General features: G+C 68.4%; 18 protein-coding genes and 1 tRNA gene. 13 read left to right on the top strand and 6 right to left on the bottom strand.

Annotation, left to right across the window (positions count from 1 at the left end; translation table 11 throughout):
• Window positions 1-124 precede the first annotated feature (124 nt).
• From clpS to ACFWJW_RS18305, 8 genes are all read left to right on the top strand, one after another.
• Entirely contained in the window at window positions 125-478 is a 354-nt protein-coding gene (gene clpS / locus ACFWJW_RS18340) for an ATP-dependent Clp protease adapter ClpS (RefSeq protein WP_018091297.1), read from the top strand.
• The gene (locus ACFWJW_RS18335) at window positions 475-1,068 is read left to right on the top strand and encodes a DUF2017 domain-containing protein (RefSeq protein WP_387241866.1); all 594 of its coding nucleotides are present in this window, start codon (window positions 475-477) and stop codon (window positions 1,066-1,068) included. Before clpS ends, ACFWJW_RS18335 begins: the two co-directional genes overlap by 4 nt.
• Window positions 1,069-1,389: 321 nt before the next feature.
• Window positions 1,390-2,829 (top strand): amino acid permease, encoded by a 1,440-nt coding sequence (locus ACFWJW_RS18330; RefSeq protein ID WP_387241863.1) that lies wholly within the window; start codon window positions 1,390-1,392, stop codon window positions 2,827-2,829.
• A 102-nt stretch (window positions 2,830-2,931) separates the two neighbouring features.
• Window positions 2,932-3,357, top strand: coding sequence for a Mov34/MPN/PAD-1 family protein (locus tag ACFWJW_RS18325; RefSeq protein ID WP_387241860.1), 426 nt, complete (start codon window positions 2,932-2,934; stop codon window positions 3,355-3,357).
• 84 nt (window positions 3,358-3,441) lie between these two features.
• Window positions 3,442-3,615 carry a putative leader peptide gene (locus ACFWJW_RS18320; RefSeq protein ID WP_387241857.1) on the top strand — a complete coding sequence of 58 codons (174 nt, stop codon included), beginning with the start codon at window positions 3,442-3,444 and terminating at the stop codon, window positions 3,613-3,615.
• Between the two features lie 132 nt (window positions 3,616-3,747).
• Window positions 3,748-4,026: a MoaD/ThiS family protein gene (locus ACFWJW_RS18315; protein WP_387241854.1), complete on the top strand. Its 279-nt coding sequence runs from the start codon at window positions 3,748-3,750 to the stop codon at window positions 4,024-4,026.
• Window positions 4,026-4,976, top strand: a complete 951-nt coding sequence (locus ACFWJW_RS18310; RefSeq protein WP_387241851.1) for a PLP-dependent cysteine synthase family protein — start codon at window positions 4,026-4,028, stop codon at window positions 4,974-4,976. Before ACFWJW_RS18315 ends, ACFWJW_RS18310 begins: the two co-directional genes overlap by 1 nt.
• A gap of 345 nt (window positions 4,977-5,321) precedes the next feature.
• Entirely contained in the window at window positions 5,322-6,074 is a 753-nt protein-coding gene (locus tag ACFWJW_RS18305) for an MBL fold metallo-hydrolase (RefSeq protein ID WP_387241848.1), read from the top strand.
• A gap of 99 nt (window positions 6,075-6,173) precedes the next feature.
• On the opposite strand, the gene ACFWJW_RS18300 is transcribed toward ACFWJW_RS18305, so the two are convergent.
• Entirely contained in the window at window positions 6,174-7,445 is a 1,272-nt protein-coding gene (locus tag ACFWJW_RS18300; RefSeq protein ID WP_387241845.1) for a PTS transporter subunit EIIC, read from the bottom strand.
• Between the two features lie 283 nt (window positions 7,446-7,728).
• Window positions 7,729-9,039: a PTS transporter subunit EIIC gene (locus tag ACFWJW_RS18295; protein ID WP_387241842.1), complete on the bottom strand. Its 1,311-nt coding sequence runs from the start codon at window positions 9,037-9,039 to the stop codon at window positions 7,729-7,731.
• A 240-nt stretch (window positions 9,040-9,279) separates the two neighbouring features.
• On the opposite strand from ACFWJW_RS18295, the gene ACFWJW_RS18290 reads away from it, so the two are divergent.
• The 5 genes from ACFWJW_RS18290 to rdgB all read left to right on the top strand — a co-directional run bounded on the left by ACFWJW_RS18290 (window position 9,280) and on the right by rdgB (window position 11,848).
• The gene (locus tag ACFWJW_RS18290; protein ID WP_018091307.1) at window positions 9,280-9,513 is read left to right on the top strand and encodes a glucose PTS transporter subunit EIIB; all 234 of its coding nucleotides are present in this window, start codon (window positions 9,280-9,282) and stop codon (window positions 9,511-9,513) included.
• Between the two features lie 87 nt (window positions 9,514-9,600).
• Complete coding sequence (gene rph / locus ACFWJW_RS18285) at window positions 9,601-10,332, top strand: ribonuclease PH (RefSeq protein ID WP_387241837.1); 732 nt, start codon at window positions 9,601-9,603, stop codon at window positions 10,330-10,332.
• Window positions 10,333-10,509: 177 nt separating this feature from the next.
• A complete protein-coding gene (locus tag ACFWJW_RS18280) occupies window positions 10,510-10,653 on the top strand; it encodes an SCO1431 family membrane protein (RefSeq protein WP_387241834.1) in 144 nt (47 codons plus the stop codon).
• Window positions 10,654-10,777: 124 nt separating this feature from the next.
• Window positions 10,778-11,185, top strand: a complete 408-nt coding sequence (locus ACFWJW_RS18275; RefSeq protein WP_387241831.1) for a hypothetical protein — start codon at window positions 10,778-10,780, stop codon at window positions 11,183-11,185.
• 27 nt (window positions 11,186-11,212) lie between these two features.
• The gene (gene rdgB, locus ACFWJW_RS18270) at window positions 11,213-11,848 is read left to right on the top strand and encodes an RdgB/HAM1 family non-canonical purine NTP pyrophosphatase (RefSeq protein WP_387241828.1); all 636 of its coding nucleotides are present in this window, start codon (window positions 11,213-11,215) and stop codon (window positions 11,846-11,848) included.
• Window positions 11,849-11,919: 71 nt separating this feature from the next.
• Here the strand turns inward: rdgB and ACFWJW_RS18265 are convergent.
• From ACFWJW_RS18265 to ACFWJW_RS18250, 4 genes are all read right to left on the bottom strand, one after another.
• A tRNA-Leu gene (locus ACFWJW_RS18265) sits at window positions 11,920-12,003 on the bottom strand.
• Between the two features lie 42 nt (window positions 12,004-12,045).
• Window positions 12,046-12,708 carry an HNH endonuclease gene (locus tag ACFWJW_RS18260; protein WP_387241826.1) on the bottom strand — a complete coding sequence of 221 codons (663 nt, stop codon included), beginning with the start codon at window positions 12,706-12,708 and terminating at the stop codon, window positions 12,046-12,048.
• Complete coding sequence (locus tag ACFWJW_RS18255; RefSeq protein ID WP_387241823.1) at window positions 12,705-13,367, bottom strand: HNH endonuclease signature motif containing protein; 663 nt, start codon at window positions 13,365-13,367, stop codon at window positions 12,705-12,707. The genes ACFWJW_RS18260 and ACFWJW_RS18255 overlap by 4 nt, the downstream gene beginning before the upstream one ends.
• A gap of 167 nt (window positions 13,368-13,534) precedes the next feature.
• On the bottom strand, window positions 13,535-15,073 hold the full coding sequence (locus ACFWJW_RS18250; RefSeq protein WP_387241820.1) for an MFS transporter: 1,539 nt from the start codon (window positions 15,071-15,073) through the stop codon (window positions 13,535-13,537).
• Between the last annotated feature and the right edge of the window lie 127 nt (window positions 15,074-15,200).

Genomic DNA, 15,200 nt, shown 5'->3' with positions numbered 1-15,200 from the left:
TGCGATCGCACGCACCAGACCCCGCTCCCTGATCCGCCCTGATCCGAAAGGCACCCCCTAGTCGACGCGGCCCGCGCGAGGGGCATTTGTGCGTCCTCCGCCCCCGGGTGGCAGCATGGGGCCTGTGAGCGCCCACCCGTCACCCACGACCACGCTCCGGCCGCATCGCTGCACGCTCAGTGTCCCGGTCGAGATCGAACGTCCCGAGTCGAGCGAGGCTCCCTTCGAGGTCCCCGAACCCGACGTCCCGTGGGTCACGATCGTCCACAACGACCCGGTCAATCTCATGAGCTATGTCTCGTACGTCTTCCAGTCGTACTTCGGCTACTCCAAGGACAAGGCGCACCAGTTGATGCTCGACGTCCATCACAAGGGCCGCGCGGTGGTCTCCAGCGGCAGCCGCGAGGAAATGGAGCGCGACGTGCAGGCGATGCACGGCTACGGCCTGTGGGCGACCCTTCAGCAGGACCGTCGATGAGCGGGCACTTCGAGCCGCTGCCCGACGGCGGCGCCGCCGTCCCGCTCGACGAGGTCGAGATCTCCATCCTGCGCAGCCTCGCGGTCCAGCTGATGGAGCTGATCGGTCCGGGCGAGGAGGCCGGGGAGAGCGAGAGCGACGATCTGCTGGCGTCGGTCTTCAACGACGGCCCCAGCGAGCCGCCCGCCGACCCGGTCCTGGCCCGCTTCTTCCCCGATGCCTACGGCGGGCCCGACCTCGTCCCCGATGACGACGTCCGCGCCGCCTCCGCCGAATTCCGCCGCTACACCGAGAACGATCTGCGCTCCCGCAAGCGGGAGGACGCCCTCGCGCTGATCCGTGCGCTGGACACCCTGGCGCCCGAGGGCGGCAGCGCGGAGCTGCGGCTGAAGCCCGCCGAGTGCCGGCAGTGGCTGGGGGCCCTCAATGACCTCAGGCTGGCCATCGGGACGCGGCTTGAAGTCACCGATGAGGAGGACGGCGGCGAGCTGCTGCGGCTGCCGGACAGCGACCCCCGCAAGCCGATGGTGATGGCGTATCTCTGGCTCGGCGGTCTTCAGGAGACGCTCGTCGAGTCACTGATGGGCTGAAATTCGGGCGTACCACCCCGGGAATTCGCCGAGTGTTCGCTCAGCGGATGCTCAAATCCGGATAACGATCGCGTCACTGGCCCCGTGCGCCTTGCTGCTGTTTGCGCAACTTGTCCTGTTTTCCCGGTGGTTCGGTTCGCGCCATCTGTAGTCGATCTTCGATGGCCCGTGTTAAATGTTCACGACCTGCCGTGAGCGACGCCACCCCTGTCGCCGCGGGAGCGCTGAGCCGGCCGACCGTCGGCGTGCAGGAACTCCATCCGGGGGGATCGGGACCCGATCCGGACAGACCGGGTCGGAATGGAGAAAGGCGCACCACTGATGACCTCTGTGCAGGTCGACAAGCAGCACGACGGTAATGAGGCACCTGGGCAGGAGCCCGAGGAGGGCTACCAGCGGGGGCTGGGAAACCGTCAGATCCAGATGATCGCCATTGGCGGCGCCATCGGTACCGGCCTGTTCCTCGGGGCCGGCAAGGCGATCTCGATGGCCGGGCCGAGCATCGTCCTCGCCTACGCCATCGTCGGCCTCGTCATCTTCTTCATCATGCGGGCCCTGGGCGAACTGCTCATGTACCGGCCCGTCTCCGGCTCCTTCTCGGAGTACGGACGCGAATTCCTCGGCCCGTTCATCGGCTTCGTGACCGGCTGGACGTACTGGCTCTTCTGGGTCGTCACCGGCATCACCGAAGTGACCGCCGCCGCCACGTATGTGCAGTACTGGAACAAGGACATACCGCAATGGGCCTCGGCACTCGTCTTCACGTGTGCGCTCTTCGGTATCAACCTGATCTCCGTGAAGATCTTCGGTGAGCTGGAATTCTGGTTCTCGATGGTCAAGGTCACCGCGATCATCGGCATGATCCTGATCGGCCTCGGCGTGATCACCCTCGGCTTCTCCGACGCCGGTGACACCGCCTCCTTCACGCTCCTGTGGTCCGACGGCGGCTTCTTCCCCAAGGGCATCGGCGGCACGCTGATGACGCTCCAGATCGTGATGTTCGCCTTCCTCGCCGTCGAACTCGTCGGCGTCACCGCGGGCGAGGCGACCGACCCGAAGAAGGTCCTGCCCAAGGCGATCAACACCGTGCCGTGGCGGATCGGCCTCTTCTACATCGGCGCGCTGATCATCATCCTGTCCGTCGTCAGCTGGACGGCCTTCAAGCCGGGCGTCAGCCCGTTCGTCGCCGCCTTCCAGCAGATCGGGCTGCCGGCCGGTGCGGGCATCGTCAACTTCGTGGTGCTGACCGCCGCGCTGTCCTCGGCGAACTCGGGCATGTACTCCACCGGCCGGATGCTGCGCGACCTCGCGCTCAACGGCCAGGGCCCGAAGTTCTTCACCAGGCTCAGCAAGAACGGCCTGCCCACCTGGGGTACCGGCATCTCGGTCGCGATGATGCTGTTCGGCGTCTACATCAACTACCAGTGGCCCGGTGAGGCGTTCAACTACGTCGTCTCCTTCGCCACCATCTCCGGTATGTGGGCGTGGATCGTCATCCTGGCCTCGCAGCTGCGCTACCGCGCCAAGGCGAACCGCGGCGAGCTGCCGCAGTCCGAGTTCAAGGCTCCCGGCAGCCCCTTCACCTCGATCTTCGCGCTGGCCTTCATCGGCATGGTGATCGTGATGATGGGCGTCGACAAGGACGCCCGGATCTCCCTCTACGCGGCTCCCGTGTGGGCGCTCATCCTGGGCGTCGGCTACCTCTGCATCAAGCGGCGGGACGCGGCGCTCCTGGCGGCCGGCGCGGACGCCAAGAGCTGAGGCGGCACCCCGGACGCCGGCGAATCCGCCCGGCTGTCCAGCATGCGGGCCCGTATGTACCACTCTTCGGTACATACGGGCCCGCTGGCTATTCTTGGCGCCATGCTGACCCTCACCAAGGCCCTCTACGACCAGATCGTCGAGCACTCCCGCCAGGACCACCCCGACGAAGCCTGTGGCATGGTCGCGGGCCCGGCGGGCAGCGGCCGGCCCGAGCGGTTCATCCCGATGCTGAACGCCGCCCGCTCGCCCACCTTCTATGAGTTCGACTCCGCCGACCTGCTCAAGCTCTACCGCGAGCTGGATGACCGGGACGAGGAGCCGGTGATCATCTACCACTCGCACACCGCCACCGAGGCATACCCCTCGCGTACCGATATCTCGTACGCGAACGAGCCCGGCGCCCACTATGTCCTGGTTTCCACCGCCGACACCGATGACGCCGGACCCTTCCAGTTCCGCTCCTTCAGGATCGTGAACGGCGAGGTCACGGAGGAAGAGGTCGAGGTCGTGGCGGACTACTCCTGACCGCGTCCCACCTGGCGTACACCAATCGTCCGCATCATGGGACGAGGTTCCAATACCCGGACCGGGAATCGATACGATGACCGCATGGTTGACCACGACGTGAGCGAGAAGAGGACGGGCATGCTGCTGCACGCTCCGCTCGCCACGCGTCGCTCCGCATCCGCGCTGCTCGGCGCGTTCGGCTGCGGAACCGCACGGCTGCACGTGGATCTGTGCCGCCTCTCCAGCGCCATCTGTCCGCGCTGCGCCGGCGCCTGACCCGGCCCGTACGGGCGCACGTCCCGCGCGACCCCCGCACCTCCCGCGTCACCCGACGCCCTCCCGGCCTGCCGACCGCCGTGCACCCGGGACGCACCGCATCCGCCACCGCACTCCCACAGGAGCACTCCCATGGCCATCGAGGTCCGAATCCCGACCATCCTGCGCACCTACACCGACGGCCAGAAGGCCGTCGAGGGCAGCGGAGACACCCTCGCCGACCTCTTCACCGACCTGGAGAGCCGGCACACCGGTATCCGCGAGCGCCTGGTCGACGGCGAGCAGCTGCGCCGCTTCGTGAACGTCTACCTCAACGACGAGGACGTCCGCTTCCTGGAGGGCATCTCCACCAAGCTGGCCGACGGCGACAGCGTCACGATCCTCCCGGCTGTGGCCGGCGGCATGCGCTGATGCGTTACGACTCTCCGCTGGCGGCGGTCGGGAACACCCCTCTCGTCCGCCTCCCGCGCCTCTCCCCCTCCGACGACGTCCGCATCTGGGCGAAGCTGGAGGACCGCAACCCCACGGGCTCGGTCAAGGACCGGCCCGCGCTGCACATGATCGAACAGGCCGAGAAGGACGGCCGGCTCACCCCCGGCTGCACCATCCTCGAACCGACCAGCGGCAACACCGGCATCTCGCTCGCCATGGCGGCCAAGCTCAAGGGCTACCGCATCGTGTGCGTCATGCCGGAGAACACCTCCTCCGAGCGGCGCGAGCTGCTCGCCATGTGGGGTGCCGAGATCATCTCCTCGCCCGCGGCCGGCGGCTCCAACACCGCCGTCAGGGTCGCCAAGGAGCTGTCCGCCGAGCACCCCGACTGGGTGATGCTCTACCAGTACGGCAACCCCGACAACGCCGGTGCGCACTACGCCACCACCGGCCCGGAGATCCTCGCCGACCTCCCCTCCGTCACCCACTTCGTGGCCGGCCTGGGCACCACCGGCACGCTCATGGGCGTCGGCCGCTATCTGCGCGAGCAGGTCCCCGGCGTCCAGATCGTCGCCGCCGAACCGCGCTACGACGATGTCGTCTACGGTCTGCGCAACCTCGACGAGGGCTTCATCCCCGAGCTCTACGACGAGTCCGTGCTCACCACCCGCTTCTCGGTCGGCTCCGAGGACGCGGTCCGCCGTACCCGTGAACTCCTCGCCGAGGAAGGCATCTTCGCGGGCATCTCCACCGGCGCGGCACTGCACGCCGCGATCGGCGTCGCCAAGAAGGCGGTCAAGGCGGGGGAGCCAGCCGACATCGTCTTCGTGGTCGCCGACGGCGGCTGGAAGTACCTCTCCACCGGCGTCTACACCGCCGAATCGACCGAGGCGGCCATTGCCACCCTCCAGGGCCAGCTCTGGGCCTAGCACGGGGCGGAATTCCGGGATGCCCCCGGGTGAGGACCGGGGGCACTCCGCGGACGGCGGCGGGCCGGCATTCCGCCGCGGCGGCACCGGCCGGTGCGTACGGGCGTACGGGCGTGCGGGGCGACAGCCCAGACTGGTGATTCCGCCCACAGCTCGCCCCGCTGGAGGCGCCACAGGACCTTTTGCGGCTTACGCTCGTGGGCACCGCACAGACCGCCAAGGATCCGGCACCACCCCGGCAGGGCCCGCCGGGACACCCGCCCGGACCTTCCCCGAGCGCTCAACTGGGTTCGAGCAGGGGGAGGCCCCTGACCGCCGCCCCCGCCCACGGAGGTTCACGCCCGTATGAAGCTCACTGTCGTCGGATGCTCGGGGTCGTTCCCTTCCATGGAATCGGCCTGCTCGAGCTACCTCCTGGAGGCCGACGGCTTCAGGCTGCTCCTCGACATGGGCAATGGCGCCCTGGGCGAGTTGCAGCGCCACACCGGCCTCTATGACCTGGATGCCGTGCTGCTGTCGCATCTGCATGCGGACCACTGCATCGATTTGTGCGGCTATTTCGTCGTCCGCTATTACCGCCCGGACGGCGGGCGTTGTGCGCCGATGCCGGTCTACGGGCCGGCCGGCACCGAGCAGCGGCTGACCGTCGCACACGCCGATGTGCCGCACGAGGGCGCGATGAGCGAGGTCTTCGAGTTCCGCACGCTGACCCCCGGCACCTTCACCATCGGCCCGTTCACGATCCGTACGGCACACGTCAGCCACCCGGTCGAGGCGTTCGGCTTCCGCATCGAGCACGGCGGCCGCACCCTGACGTACTCCGGCGACACCGGCCCCTGCGCGGCAATGGAGTCGCTCGCCGAGGGCGCCGACTTCTTCCTGTGCGAGGCGTCCTTCACGTACGGCAAGGAAGACATCCCGGATCTGCACCTCAACGGCCGGGAGGCCGGCGAGAGCGCCCGGCGGGCCGGCGTCGGGCGGCTGGTGCTGACGCACATCCCGCCGTGGACCGACCCGGACATCAGCATCCGCGACGCCCAGAAGGTCTACGACGGCCCGGTCGAGGCCGCCAAGGCGGGCGCGGTCTACGAAATCTGAGCGCACGGCAGGCGCGTCCCGCCATGGCGAAGGCCCCCGGAATCGCAGGGATTCCGGGGGCCTTCGCCGTGTCCTCGCCCGCCGCCGGGCGGTGGTGGCTCAGCCCTTGTACTGGGCCTTGTCCTCCGCGGCGATCTCCTCCTCGGGCTCGCGGCCCGGGGTCGGCAGGTTGAACTTGACGATCGCGAACCGGAACACGGTGTAGTAAAGCGCCGCGAAGGCCAGCCCCGTGAGGGCGAGCAGCCACGGCTTGGTGGCGATCCCGAGGTTCAGGACGAAGTCGATCGCGCCGGCCGAGAAGCCGAAGCCGTCCTTCATGCCCAGCGCCCAGGTGAGCGCCATGGAGACACCGGTCAGCACCGCGTGGATGGCGTACAGCACCGGGGCGATGAACATGAAGGTGAACTCGATCGGCTCGGTGACGCCGGTGATGAAGGCGGTCAGCGCGATGGAGAACATCATGCCGCCGACGACCTTGCGGCGCTCGGGCCGGGCACAGTGCACGATCGCCAGGCAGGCGGCCGGCAGGGCGAACATCATGATCGGGAAGAAGCCGGTCATGAACTGTCCGGCCGAGGGGTCGTGGGCCAGGAAGCGGGCGATGTCGCCGTGCTTGCCCTCGTAGTCACCGGCCTGGAACCACGGGAAGGAGTTGAGCAGGTGGTGCATGCCGACCGGGATCAGCGCACGGTTGGCGACACCGAAGATGCCGGCGCCCACCGCGCCCGAGCCGACGAGCCAGGCACCGAAGCTGTGCAGCCCGGACCCGAGCACCGGCCAGATGTAGCCGAAGACGATGCCGATGACGAGACCCGCGAAGGCGGAGAGGATGGGCACCAGACGGCGCCCGCCGAAGAAGCCGAGCCAGTCGGGCAGCTTCTTGCGGCTGTAGCGCTGGTAGAGCAGCGCGACCACGAGACCCATCACGACGCCGCCCAGCACACCGGCGTCCACCGGCGGGGCGACGTCGGCTATCTTGCCGTCCACGACCTCCTGGACCGTGGGCAGGTTGGCGTCCTTGAAGGTGCCCAGCACCTGCTTGAAGACCAGGTAGCCGACGACCGCGGCCAGACCGGTGGAGCCGTCGGACTTCTTGGCGAAGCCGATCGCGATGCCCACGGCGAAGAGCAGCGGCATGTTGTCGAGCAGCGCGCCGCCACCGGCCGCCATGAACTCGGCGATCTTGTTCAGGAAGGCGGGCAGCGACTCCCGGCCGAGCATGTCCGGCTGGCCGAGCCGCACCATCAGCGCCGCCGCGGGAAGCGTGGCGATCGGCAGCATCAGACTGCGGCCGATCCGTTGGGCCACTGCCATGGCGCGGGAGCCGCGACCCTGCTTGTCGGGAGCCGCCGTAGCGGTGGCCGAACTCATCGGATTCCTCCTGGTGAGGCGGGCGCTCAAAGGGGGGACGGCCCGCGCTTGGTCTACACCTTGGTCTACACCACTAGTGGTTTAGACCATTCTTAGCACGTAGTCCCGACATAAAGGAATCCAAAGGAATTCATTCTTCCAAGTGGTGTGGACCACATGGCAACCGGCCCCCGGGGCACGGGACCCAGGGGCCGGCGGGCGCAGCGCGCCGGGCCGGTCGGCGGCCCATGTACGGCCACTTCCGGCGGCGTTCCGGCAGTGATCCGGCGGCGATCCGGTGGCGCTACTTCACGTTCTCCCGCTCCATCGCGTCCCCCACCTCATCCGGCTCGCGGCCGGGCGTCGACAGATTGAATTTGGTGATCAGGAAGCGGAAGAGGGCGTAGTAGACCACCGCGAAACACAGGCCGATGGGAATGATCAGCCAGGGTTTGGTGGCCAGGCCCCAGTTGATGACGTAGTCGATCAGTCCCGCAGAGAAGCTGAAGCTGTCGTGGACGCCCAGCGCCCAGCTCACCCCCATCGACACACCCGTCAGCAGCGCGTGCAGCACGTACAGCAGCGGCGCCACGAACAGGAAGGAGTACTCGATCGGCTCGGTCACGCCCGTCACGAACGACGTCAGGCCGACCGACAGCATCATGCCCGCGATCTCCTTGCGGCGATGCGGCTTGGCGCAGTGCGCGATCGCCAGCGCCGCGGCCGGCAGCGCGAACATCATGATCGGGAAGAACCCGGTGGTGAACTGCCCCGCGTCCGGGTCGCCCGCCAGGAACCGGTTGATGTCACCGTGGACGACCGTGCCGTCCGGCTTGGTGAAACTGCCGAACTGGAACCAGACGAAGGTGTTCAGGAACTGGTGCAGGCCGATCACCAGCAGGGCGCGGTTGGCGACGCCGAAGATTCCGGAGCCCCACGCGCCCAGTCCCGTCAGCCACTCGCTGAAGCTCGTCAGCGCATTGCCGATCGGCTGCCAGACGAACAGGCACAGCACCGCGAAGACCAGGCCGACGAAGGCCATGATGATCGGGACCAGCCGGCGGCCGTTGAAGAACCCCAGCCAGTCGACCAGCTTCACCCGGTGGAAGCGCTGCCAGAGCCAGGCGGACAGAAAGCCCATGACGATGCCGCCGAAGACCCCCGGGTTCTGGAAGGCGGCCTGGGTCACCGTGTTGGTCCTGTCCACGCAGACCCCGCTCCACAGGCCTGCCTGGGTGTACACCTGGCCCGCGGAGCAGCCCTGCGGAAACGCGTGCAGCACCGAGAAGTAGACGAGGAAACCGGTCACCGCCGCCAGCGCCGTCGACCCGTCGGACTTCTTGGCCATCCCGATCGCCACACCGATACAGAACAGCAGCGGCAGACCGAGCCCGGAATCCAGCAGCGCACCGCCGGCGGCCGCGAACACCTTGCCGACCGCGTCCCAGCCCAGCCCGTCCGCGCCGAACACATCCGGCTGGCCAAGGCGGTTGAGAATCCCCGCGGCGGGCAGGACGGCAATCGGCAGCTGGAGACTGCGCCCCATCTTCTGTAGGCCCTGGAAGAGGTTCGACGCCCAGTTCCTCCTCGGCGCCGCCGCTGCGTTCGCACTCATCCCTGTCCTCCCGGCGGCCGGCCCGTCGAGAGCCGGCCCGGTGCTTGCCGCATACTGGTGGTGTAGACCACTTTCGGGGGGTGCGCCGCCGCCGGACTTCCGGCTGTCCGGCGCGCACTCCGGTGATCGCCATCCTTCGTCAGACAGCGGACAAACGCCCACATAGTTGGGCTGAACGTGCGTTACGGTGTGAAAACCGCACGGCGGCATCGCCGGCGGCCGAGACAAGCAGGAGTGGACATGGCCAGCAAGGCTGAGAAGATCGTCGCCGGGCTCGGCGGACTCGACAACATCGAAGAGGTCGAGGGCTGCATCACCCGCCTCCGCACCGAGGTCGTGGACTCCTCCCTCGTCGACGAGGCCGCCCTCAAGGCCGCCGGCGCCCATGGCGTCGTCAAGATGGGCACCGCGATCCAGGTCGTCATCGGCACCGACGCGGACCCCATCGCCGCCGAGATCGAAGACATGATGTGAGCTGACCCCCGCTCACTCCCGAAGGCCCCGCCCCGGAAACCACCGCCCCGGAGTGGGGCCCTCGCCGTTCCCGATAGGGTCTACGCCATGTCTCGCATCGACGGCCGCACCCCCGAACAGCTCCGCCCGGTCACCATCGAACGCGGCTGGAGCAAGCACGCCGAAGGCTCCGTCCTCATCTCCTTCGGCGACACCAAAGTCTTCTGCACCGCCTCCGTCACCGAAGGCGTCCCGCGCTGGCGCAAGGGCACCGGCGAGGGCTGGGTCACCGCCGAATACTCGATGCTGCCCCGCTCCACCAACACCCGCGGCGACCGGGAATCCGTACGCGGCAAGATCGGCGGCCGCACCCACGAGATCAGCCGCCTCATCGGCCGCTCCCTGCGCGCCGTCATCGACTACAAGGCCCTCGGCGAGAACACCATCGTCCTGGACTGCGACGTCCTCCAGGCCGACGGCGGCACCCGCACCGCCGCCATCACCGGCGCCTACGTCGCCCTCGCCGACGCCATCGCCTGGGCCCAGGGCAAGAAGCTCATCCGCCACGGCCGCAAGCCCCTCACCGGCACCGTCTCCGCCGTCAGCGTCGGCATCGTCGACGGCACCCCCCTCCTCGACCTCTGCTACGAGGAGGACGTCCGCGCCGAGACCGACATGAACGTCGTCTGCACCGGCGACGGCCGCTTCGTCGAGGTCCAGGGCACCGCCGAGGCCGAGCCCTTCGCCCGCGACGAACTCAACGCCCTCCTCGACCTCGCCGTCGCCGGCTGCGCCGAACTCGACGGCGCCCAGCGAGCGGCACTGGCCCGCACGCTCTGAGCATCCGCCGCGGTGCACACGGCCCGCGCTCCGGGACTCGGAGCGCGGGCCGCTGTCTGCACCGCGCGAGGCCACGCGGCACAGGGGCCTCCCCGCGCCCCAGGAGCCCCCTGTGACCCTTTTCTCACGGGCCCTCCCGCTCTGGAAAACCCACCACGGCACCCGCACTGTGGAGCCATGTCCACCACCGCTGCCACCGCGCCCCGCACCCGCGCCCGCACCGGCGGGCCCCAGGACGACTCCCGGCTCCTGGAGTACGCCCTCGGCTGGACCCTCGTCGTCGTCCTCGCCATCCTGCTCACCCGCACCGGCCTCCTCTGACGGACGGCCGTCCGTCCGGCGGGGGCGGGGCGCTGACGGATCTCGCGCCGCCGCGCAACCAAAACAACCCCGCCCCGCGTTTCTTCCTTTGCCCGCACATTGCCAAGGGAAGGAAACCCGCGCCATGGCCCCCCGCACGCTCCCGCAGCGCCGCCGCGCCACCACCGCAGTCGCCGCGCTGGCGGCCGCCACCCTCGCGATACCGCTGCTCTCCGCCTGCGGAGCGGTCCAGAAGGCCATGGACTGCGCCAACACCGCCTCCTCCGTCGTCAACGCCGTCGACAAGCTCCAGCAGGCCGCGGACACCGCCGTCAGCGACCCGCGGAAGACCCAGCAGGCCCTCGACGACATCGACGCCAACCTGCGCAAGCTCAGCAAGGAGGCGAGTGACCCCGACCTCTCCAAGGCCATCGACAAGACGAACGACGGCATCAAGGCCGCCCGCAAGGACCTCGACAACAACAAGGCCCCCGACATCCAGCCGATCGTCGACGGCACCGGCCAGATGACCAAGATCTGCACCCCGGGATAGCCCGGACAGCCGGGATAATCGGGTCCCATGCAGACTCACACCGGCGGACCCTCCGCACACCCCCGCCGCCTCATCCTCGCCACCCGTAACGCCGGCAAGGTCAGCGAGCTCCGCGCGATCCTGGAGGCGGCCGACCTCGACATCGAACTCGTCGGCGCCGACGCCTACCCGGACGTCCCCGACGTCAAGGAAACCGGCGTCACCTTCGCCGAGAACGCCCTTCTGAAGGCCCACGCCCTCGCCCGGGCCACCGGCCACCCCGCCGTCGCCGACGACTCCGGCCTCTGCGTCGACGTCCTCGGCGGCGCGCCCGGCATCTTCTCCGCCCGCTGGGCCGGAACCCACGGCGACGACCGGGCCAACCTCACCCTGCTCCTGGCCCAGCTCGGCGACATCGCCGACGAGCACCGCGGCGCCCACTTCGCCTGCGCCGCCGCCCTCGCCCTCCCCGACGGCACCGAACGCGTCGTCGAGGGCACCCTCGACGGCACCCTCCGCCACACCCCCACCGGCACCGGCGGCTTCGGCTACGACCCCATCCTCCAGCCCCTCGGCGACACCCGTACCTGCGCCGAACTCACCCCCGCCGAAAAAAACGCCATCAGCCACCGCGGCCAGGCTTTCCGGGCGTTGGCACCGGTGGTGCGGGAGTTGCTGGGCTGAGGCGGCCCGTACATGTATGGCGAAGGCCCGGCCCCGCGCTTCGGCGGGGCCGGGCCTTCGAATCCAAGGTGTGCGGCCGGAGGGACTCGAACCCTCACGGGTGTTACCCCACTGGCACCTAAAGCCAGCATGACTGCCAATTCCATCACGGCCGCTTGCCACGGCCATAGTACTGGTTGGTGAGCGAATGTTGAGAGCTATCGCTTCCGTCGGCCGCCCCGGCACCAAGTGTCGGTGACCGCATGGCAGTTGGGACAGAGAAACCGCACATTCTCCTGACGGTCGTCGCGCCAGTCGCCGTTGATGTGGTCGATCTCCAGAGTCATCGGCTTGCCATGCCATGCGGGGCCTGCCCCGCACTCGGCGCATACCTCCGGCACGCCGACCTGCCGCAGGGCTCGCCGTAGCATCACGGTTCTTGTCCGGCGCTTCCCGCAGTGCTTCACGAGTACCTCCTCAGGCTCCTTGACCGGCGTGGTCCCCGGCTTCCCGCGCATATGTGCCTGTCCCAGGAAGTGACTCGTGTCGATGCCGTGGTCGGATACCCACCGATGGAACAGCGCGCGACTGCGCGAGTTATCGGGCCTCTCCAGATTCCGCAGGGCAGCGGCGATGGAGGAAGCGGCGCTGACGGCTTTTTGGAGGTCGTCCCTGCCGGGGCGGCGAAGATGAGTGGCGCGCCGTGCGACGGGCTTGAAGTGCGATACATCGATTCCGAAGTGCTCGAAGCGCCTGAACAGATGTCGCCGCAGCTGATGGTAGGAGCGGCCGCCGCAGAACGCGATGACTTCGTCGATGTTCGTGCAACGTCTTGCGGCCTCGGTCAACAGCGCCCGGGTGTAGCGGATGCTGTCGCTCATTGCGGCGCTCCGGTGTCCCGGGGGCAGCTGCCTTTGTTGCGCCCCCGGTAGGTATCCGTGGCCGAGTGGCAATTGGGGCACAGCAACCGCAGATTCTCCCGACAGTTGTTACGCCAGTTTCCGTCGATGTGATCGACCTCCAGCGGCAGCGGGCGATCGCGCCAGACGGGGCCGGTACGGCAGACGGCGCAACGCTCGTCCGCCCCGAGCGCGAGCATGGCAGCTTTGAGCCGGTGGCTCGGCATTCGTCGACCGGGGTTTTCTGCGTACACGAGCAGTTCCTCGGGACTGCACCGCCGTCGAGCCTTGGATTTCCTCCGGCCGACCGGAGAAAAGTGCGAAGTATCGATCCCCAGGTTCTGGATGCGTCGGCTGATGTGGGTGTGCTGACCGCCTACGGGGTCGAGACCGAGCCGTCGTAAGACCTCGCACATGTTCGTCGACAGCGCCACCGCATCCTTGAGGAACTCCCTGGTCCAGCGCGTCCCTTCACGCTCGAAGTGCGAAGTGTCCACGCCCATCGACCTCATTCGGTCACGGAGGTACCGCCGCGATGTCCCCTTCGGATCCACCCCGAGTTTGAGTAATGCCTCCGAGAGCGTCCGCGAAGACGAAGCCGCCTCTACGAGCCGCTCCCGGGTGTACGGACTGACCGGCATGATTCCCCCTCGTTCCGCGCATCGGGCCCCCGTGCGCCCCTCGAACAGAACAACGATCGAATGCGGGGCCGGTTACGGCGGGTGGCGGCGAGACGGAAAGAGACGGAAAGAGACGGAAAGGGCCCCGGGGGAGGTCCCCCGGGGCCCCAAGTGCCAGGTGGCGCGGCTCAGAAGCGCGGTTCCGCGGTCTGGGCCTCGATGAGTTCGACGGCTTCTTCCTTGGTGGCCACGGAGGGCGGGGAGCCTTCGAGGGGCTGTTGGGCGGTTTCCTTCATGCAGGCGACGGCGATGACGCCGACGAGGGCGGCGCCCATCGTGTAGTAGGCGGGGACCATCACGTTCTTGTCGAAGACGTCCATGAGGGCGGTGATCACCAGGGGGGTGGTGCCGCCGAAGAGGGAGACCGCCAGGTTGTAGCCGATGGAGAGGGAGCCGTAGCGGACGTTGGTGGGGAAGAGGGCGGGGAGGGCGGCGGACATGGTGCCCAGGAGGCAGACCAGGGAGAGGCCGAGGAGGGCCATGCCGGCGCAGACCGCGGGGATGCTGCCCTGCTTGACGAGGAGGAAGGCCGGGATCGCGAGGACGAAGAAGCCGACCATGCCGGTCATCAGCAGCGGCTTGCGGCCGTAGTGGTCGTTCAGCTTGCCGACGGTGCTGATCAGGCACATCAGGACGGCCATGGTGCCGAGGAGGATCAGCAGACCGTGGGACTCCTCGTAGTGGAGGGTGTCCGTCAGGTAGGTCGGCATGTACGACAGCAGCATGTAGTCGGTGATGTTGTACGCGCCGACCAGGGCGATGCAGAGGATGAGGGTGGGCCACTGCTGGGAGAAGATCTCGCTGATCTTCTTCTTGGGGGCGTTCTCCGAGAGGTGGGAGAACTCGGCCTCGGTCTCGACGGCCGAGTTGCCGCCGCCGTGGGTCTGGGCGGCCTCGAACTTCTGGAAGGCGGGGGTCTCGTCGAGCCGGACCCGGAGGTAGAGACCCACCAGGCCGAGCGGGCCGGCGATCAGGAACGGCAGGCGCCAGCCCCAGTCGAGCATGGCCTCGTCGCCGAGGGTGGTGTTGAGCAGCAGCACGATGCCGGCGGCGCCGGTGTAGCCGATGAGGGTGCCCATCTCCAGGAAGCTGCCGAAGAAGCCGCGCTTCTTGTCGGGGGCGTACTCGGCGATGAAGGTGGAGGCGCCGCCGTACTCACCGCCGGTGGAGAAGCCCTGCACCAGGCGGAAGAGGATGAGCAGGACGGGCGACCAGAAGCCGATGGTGGCGTAGGACGGGATCAGGCCGATGCAGAGGGTGCCCAGCGCCATCATGATCATGGTGAGGGCGAGGACCTTCTTGCGGCCGATGCGGTCGCCGAGCGGGCCGAAGTAGGCGCCGCCGAGGGGGCGTACGAGGAAGGCCACGGCGAAGGTCGCGAAGGACGACAGCAGGCTGGTGGTGTCGCTGCCGCCGGGGAAGAAGACCTTGCCGATGGTGACCGCGAGATAGCTGTAGATCCCGAAGTCGAACCACTCCATGGCGTTACCGAGCGCGGCGGCCTTCACGGCGCGCTTGACGACGCGCTCGTCGGTGACGGTGATGTCGGTGCGCCGCAGTTTGGGGTTCTTGCGCCGCGCGACGGCACGGAAGAGCACCCGGTGGCGCTTGAGCGCCTCCCGGTCCTGGTCGGGAGCGGGGTCGGCTTCGGTGCTGCCGGTCGGCACGAGGCGGTCCTCTCGGTCGGTCAGCGCGGGGTGCGCGGTGGGATACGACAGGTGCGCCTGCGCAGTGGAGCGCGAATCAAACCACTCTGGCCGGACGAATTGAGGTACGTCACGCGCGGCTGGGCCG

The sequence above is a fragment of the Streptomyces sp. NPDC127097 genome (assembly GCF_042724075.1).
Classification (GTDB): domain Bacteria; phylum Actinomycetota; class Actinomycetes; order Streptomycetales; family Streptomycetaceae; genus Streptomyces.
Note: the sequence above shows the minus strand (reverse complement) of the source record. Positions and strands in the feature narration are given on the sequence as shown.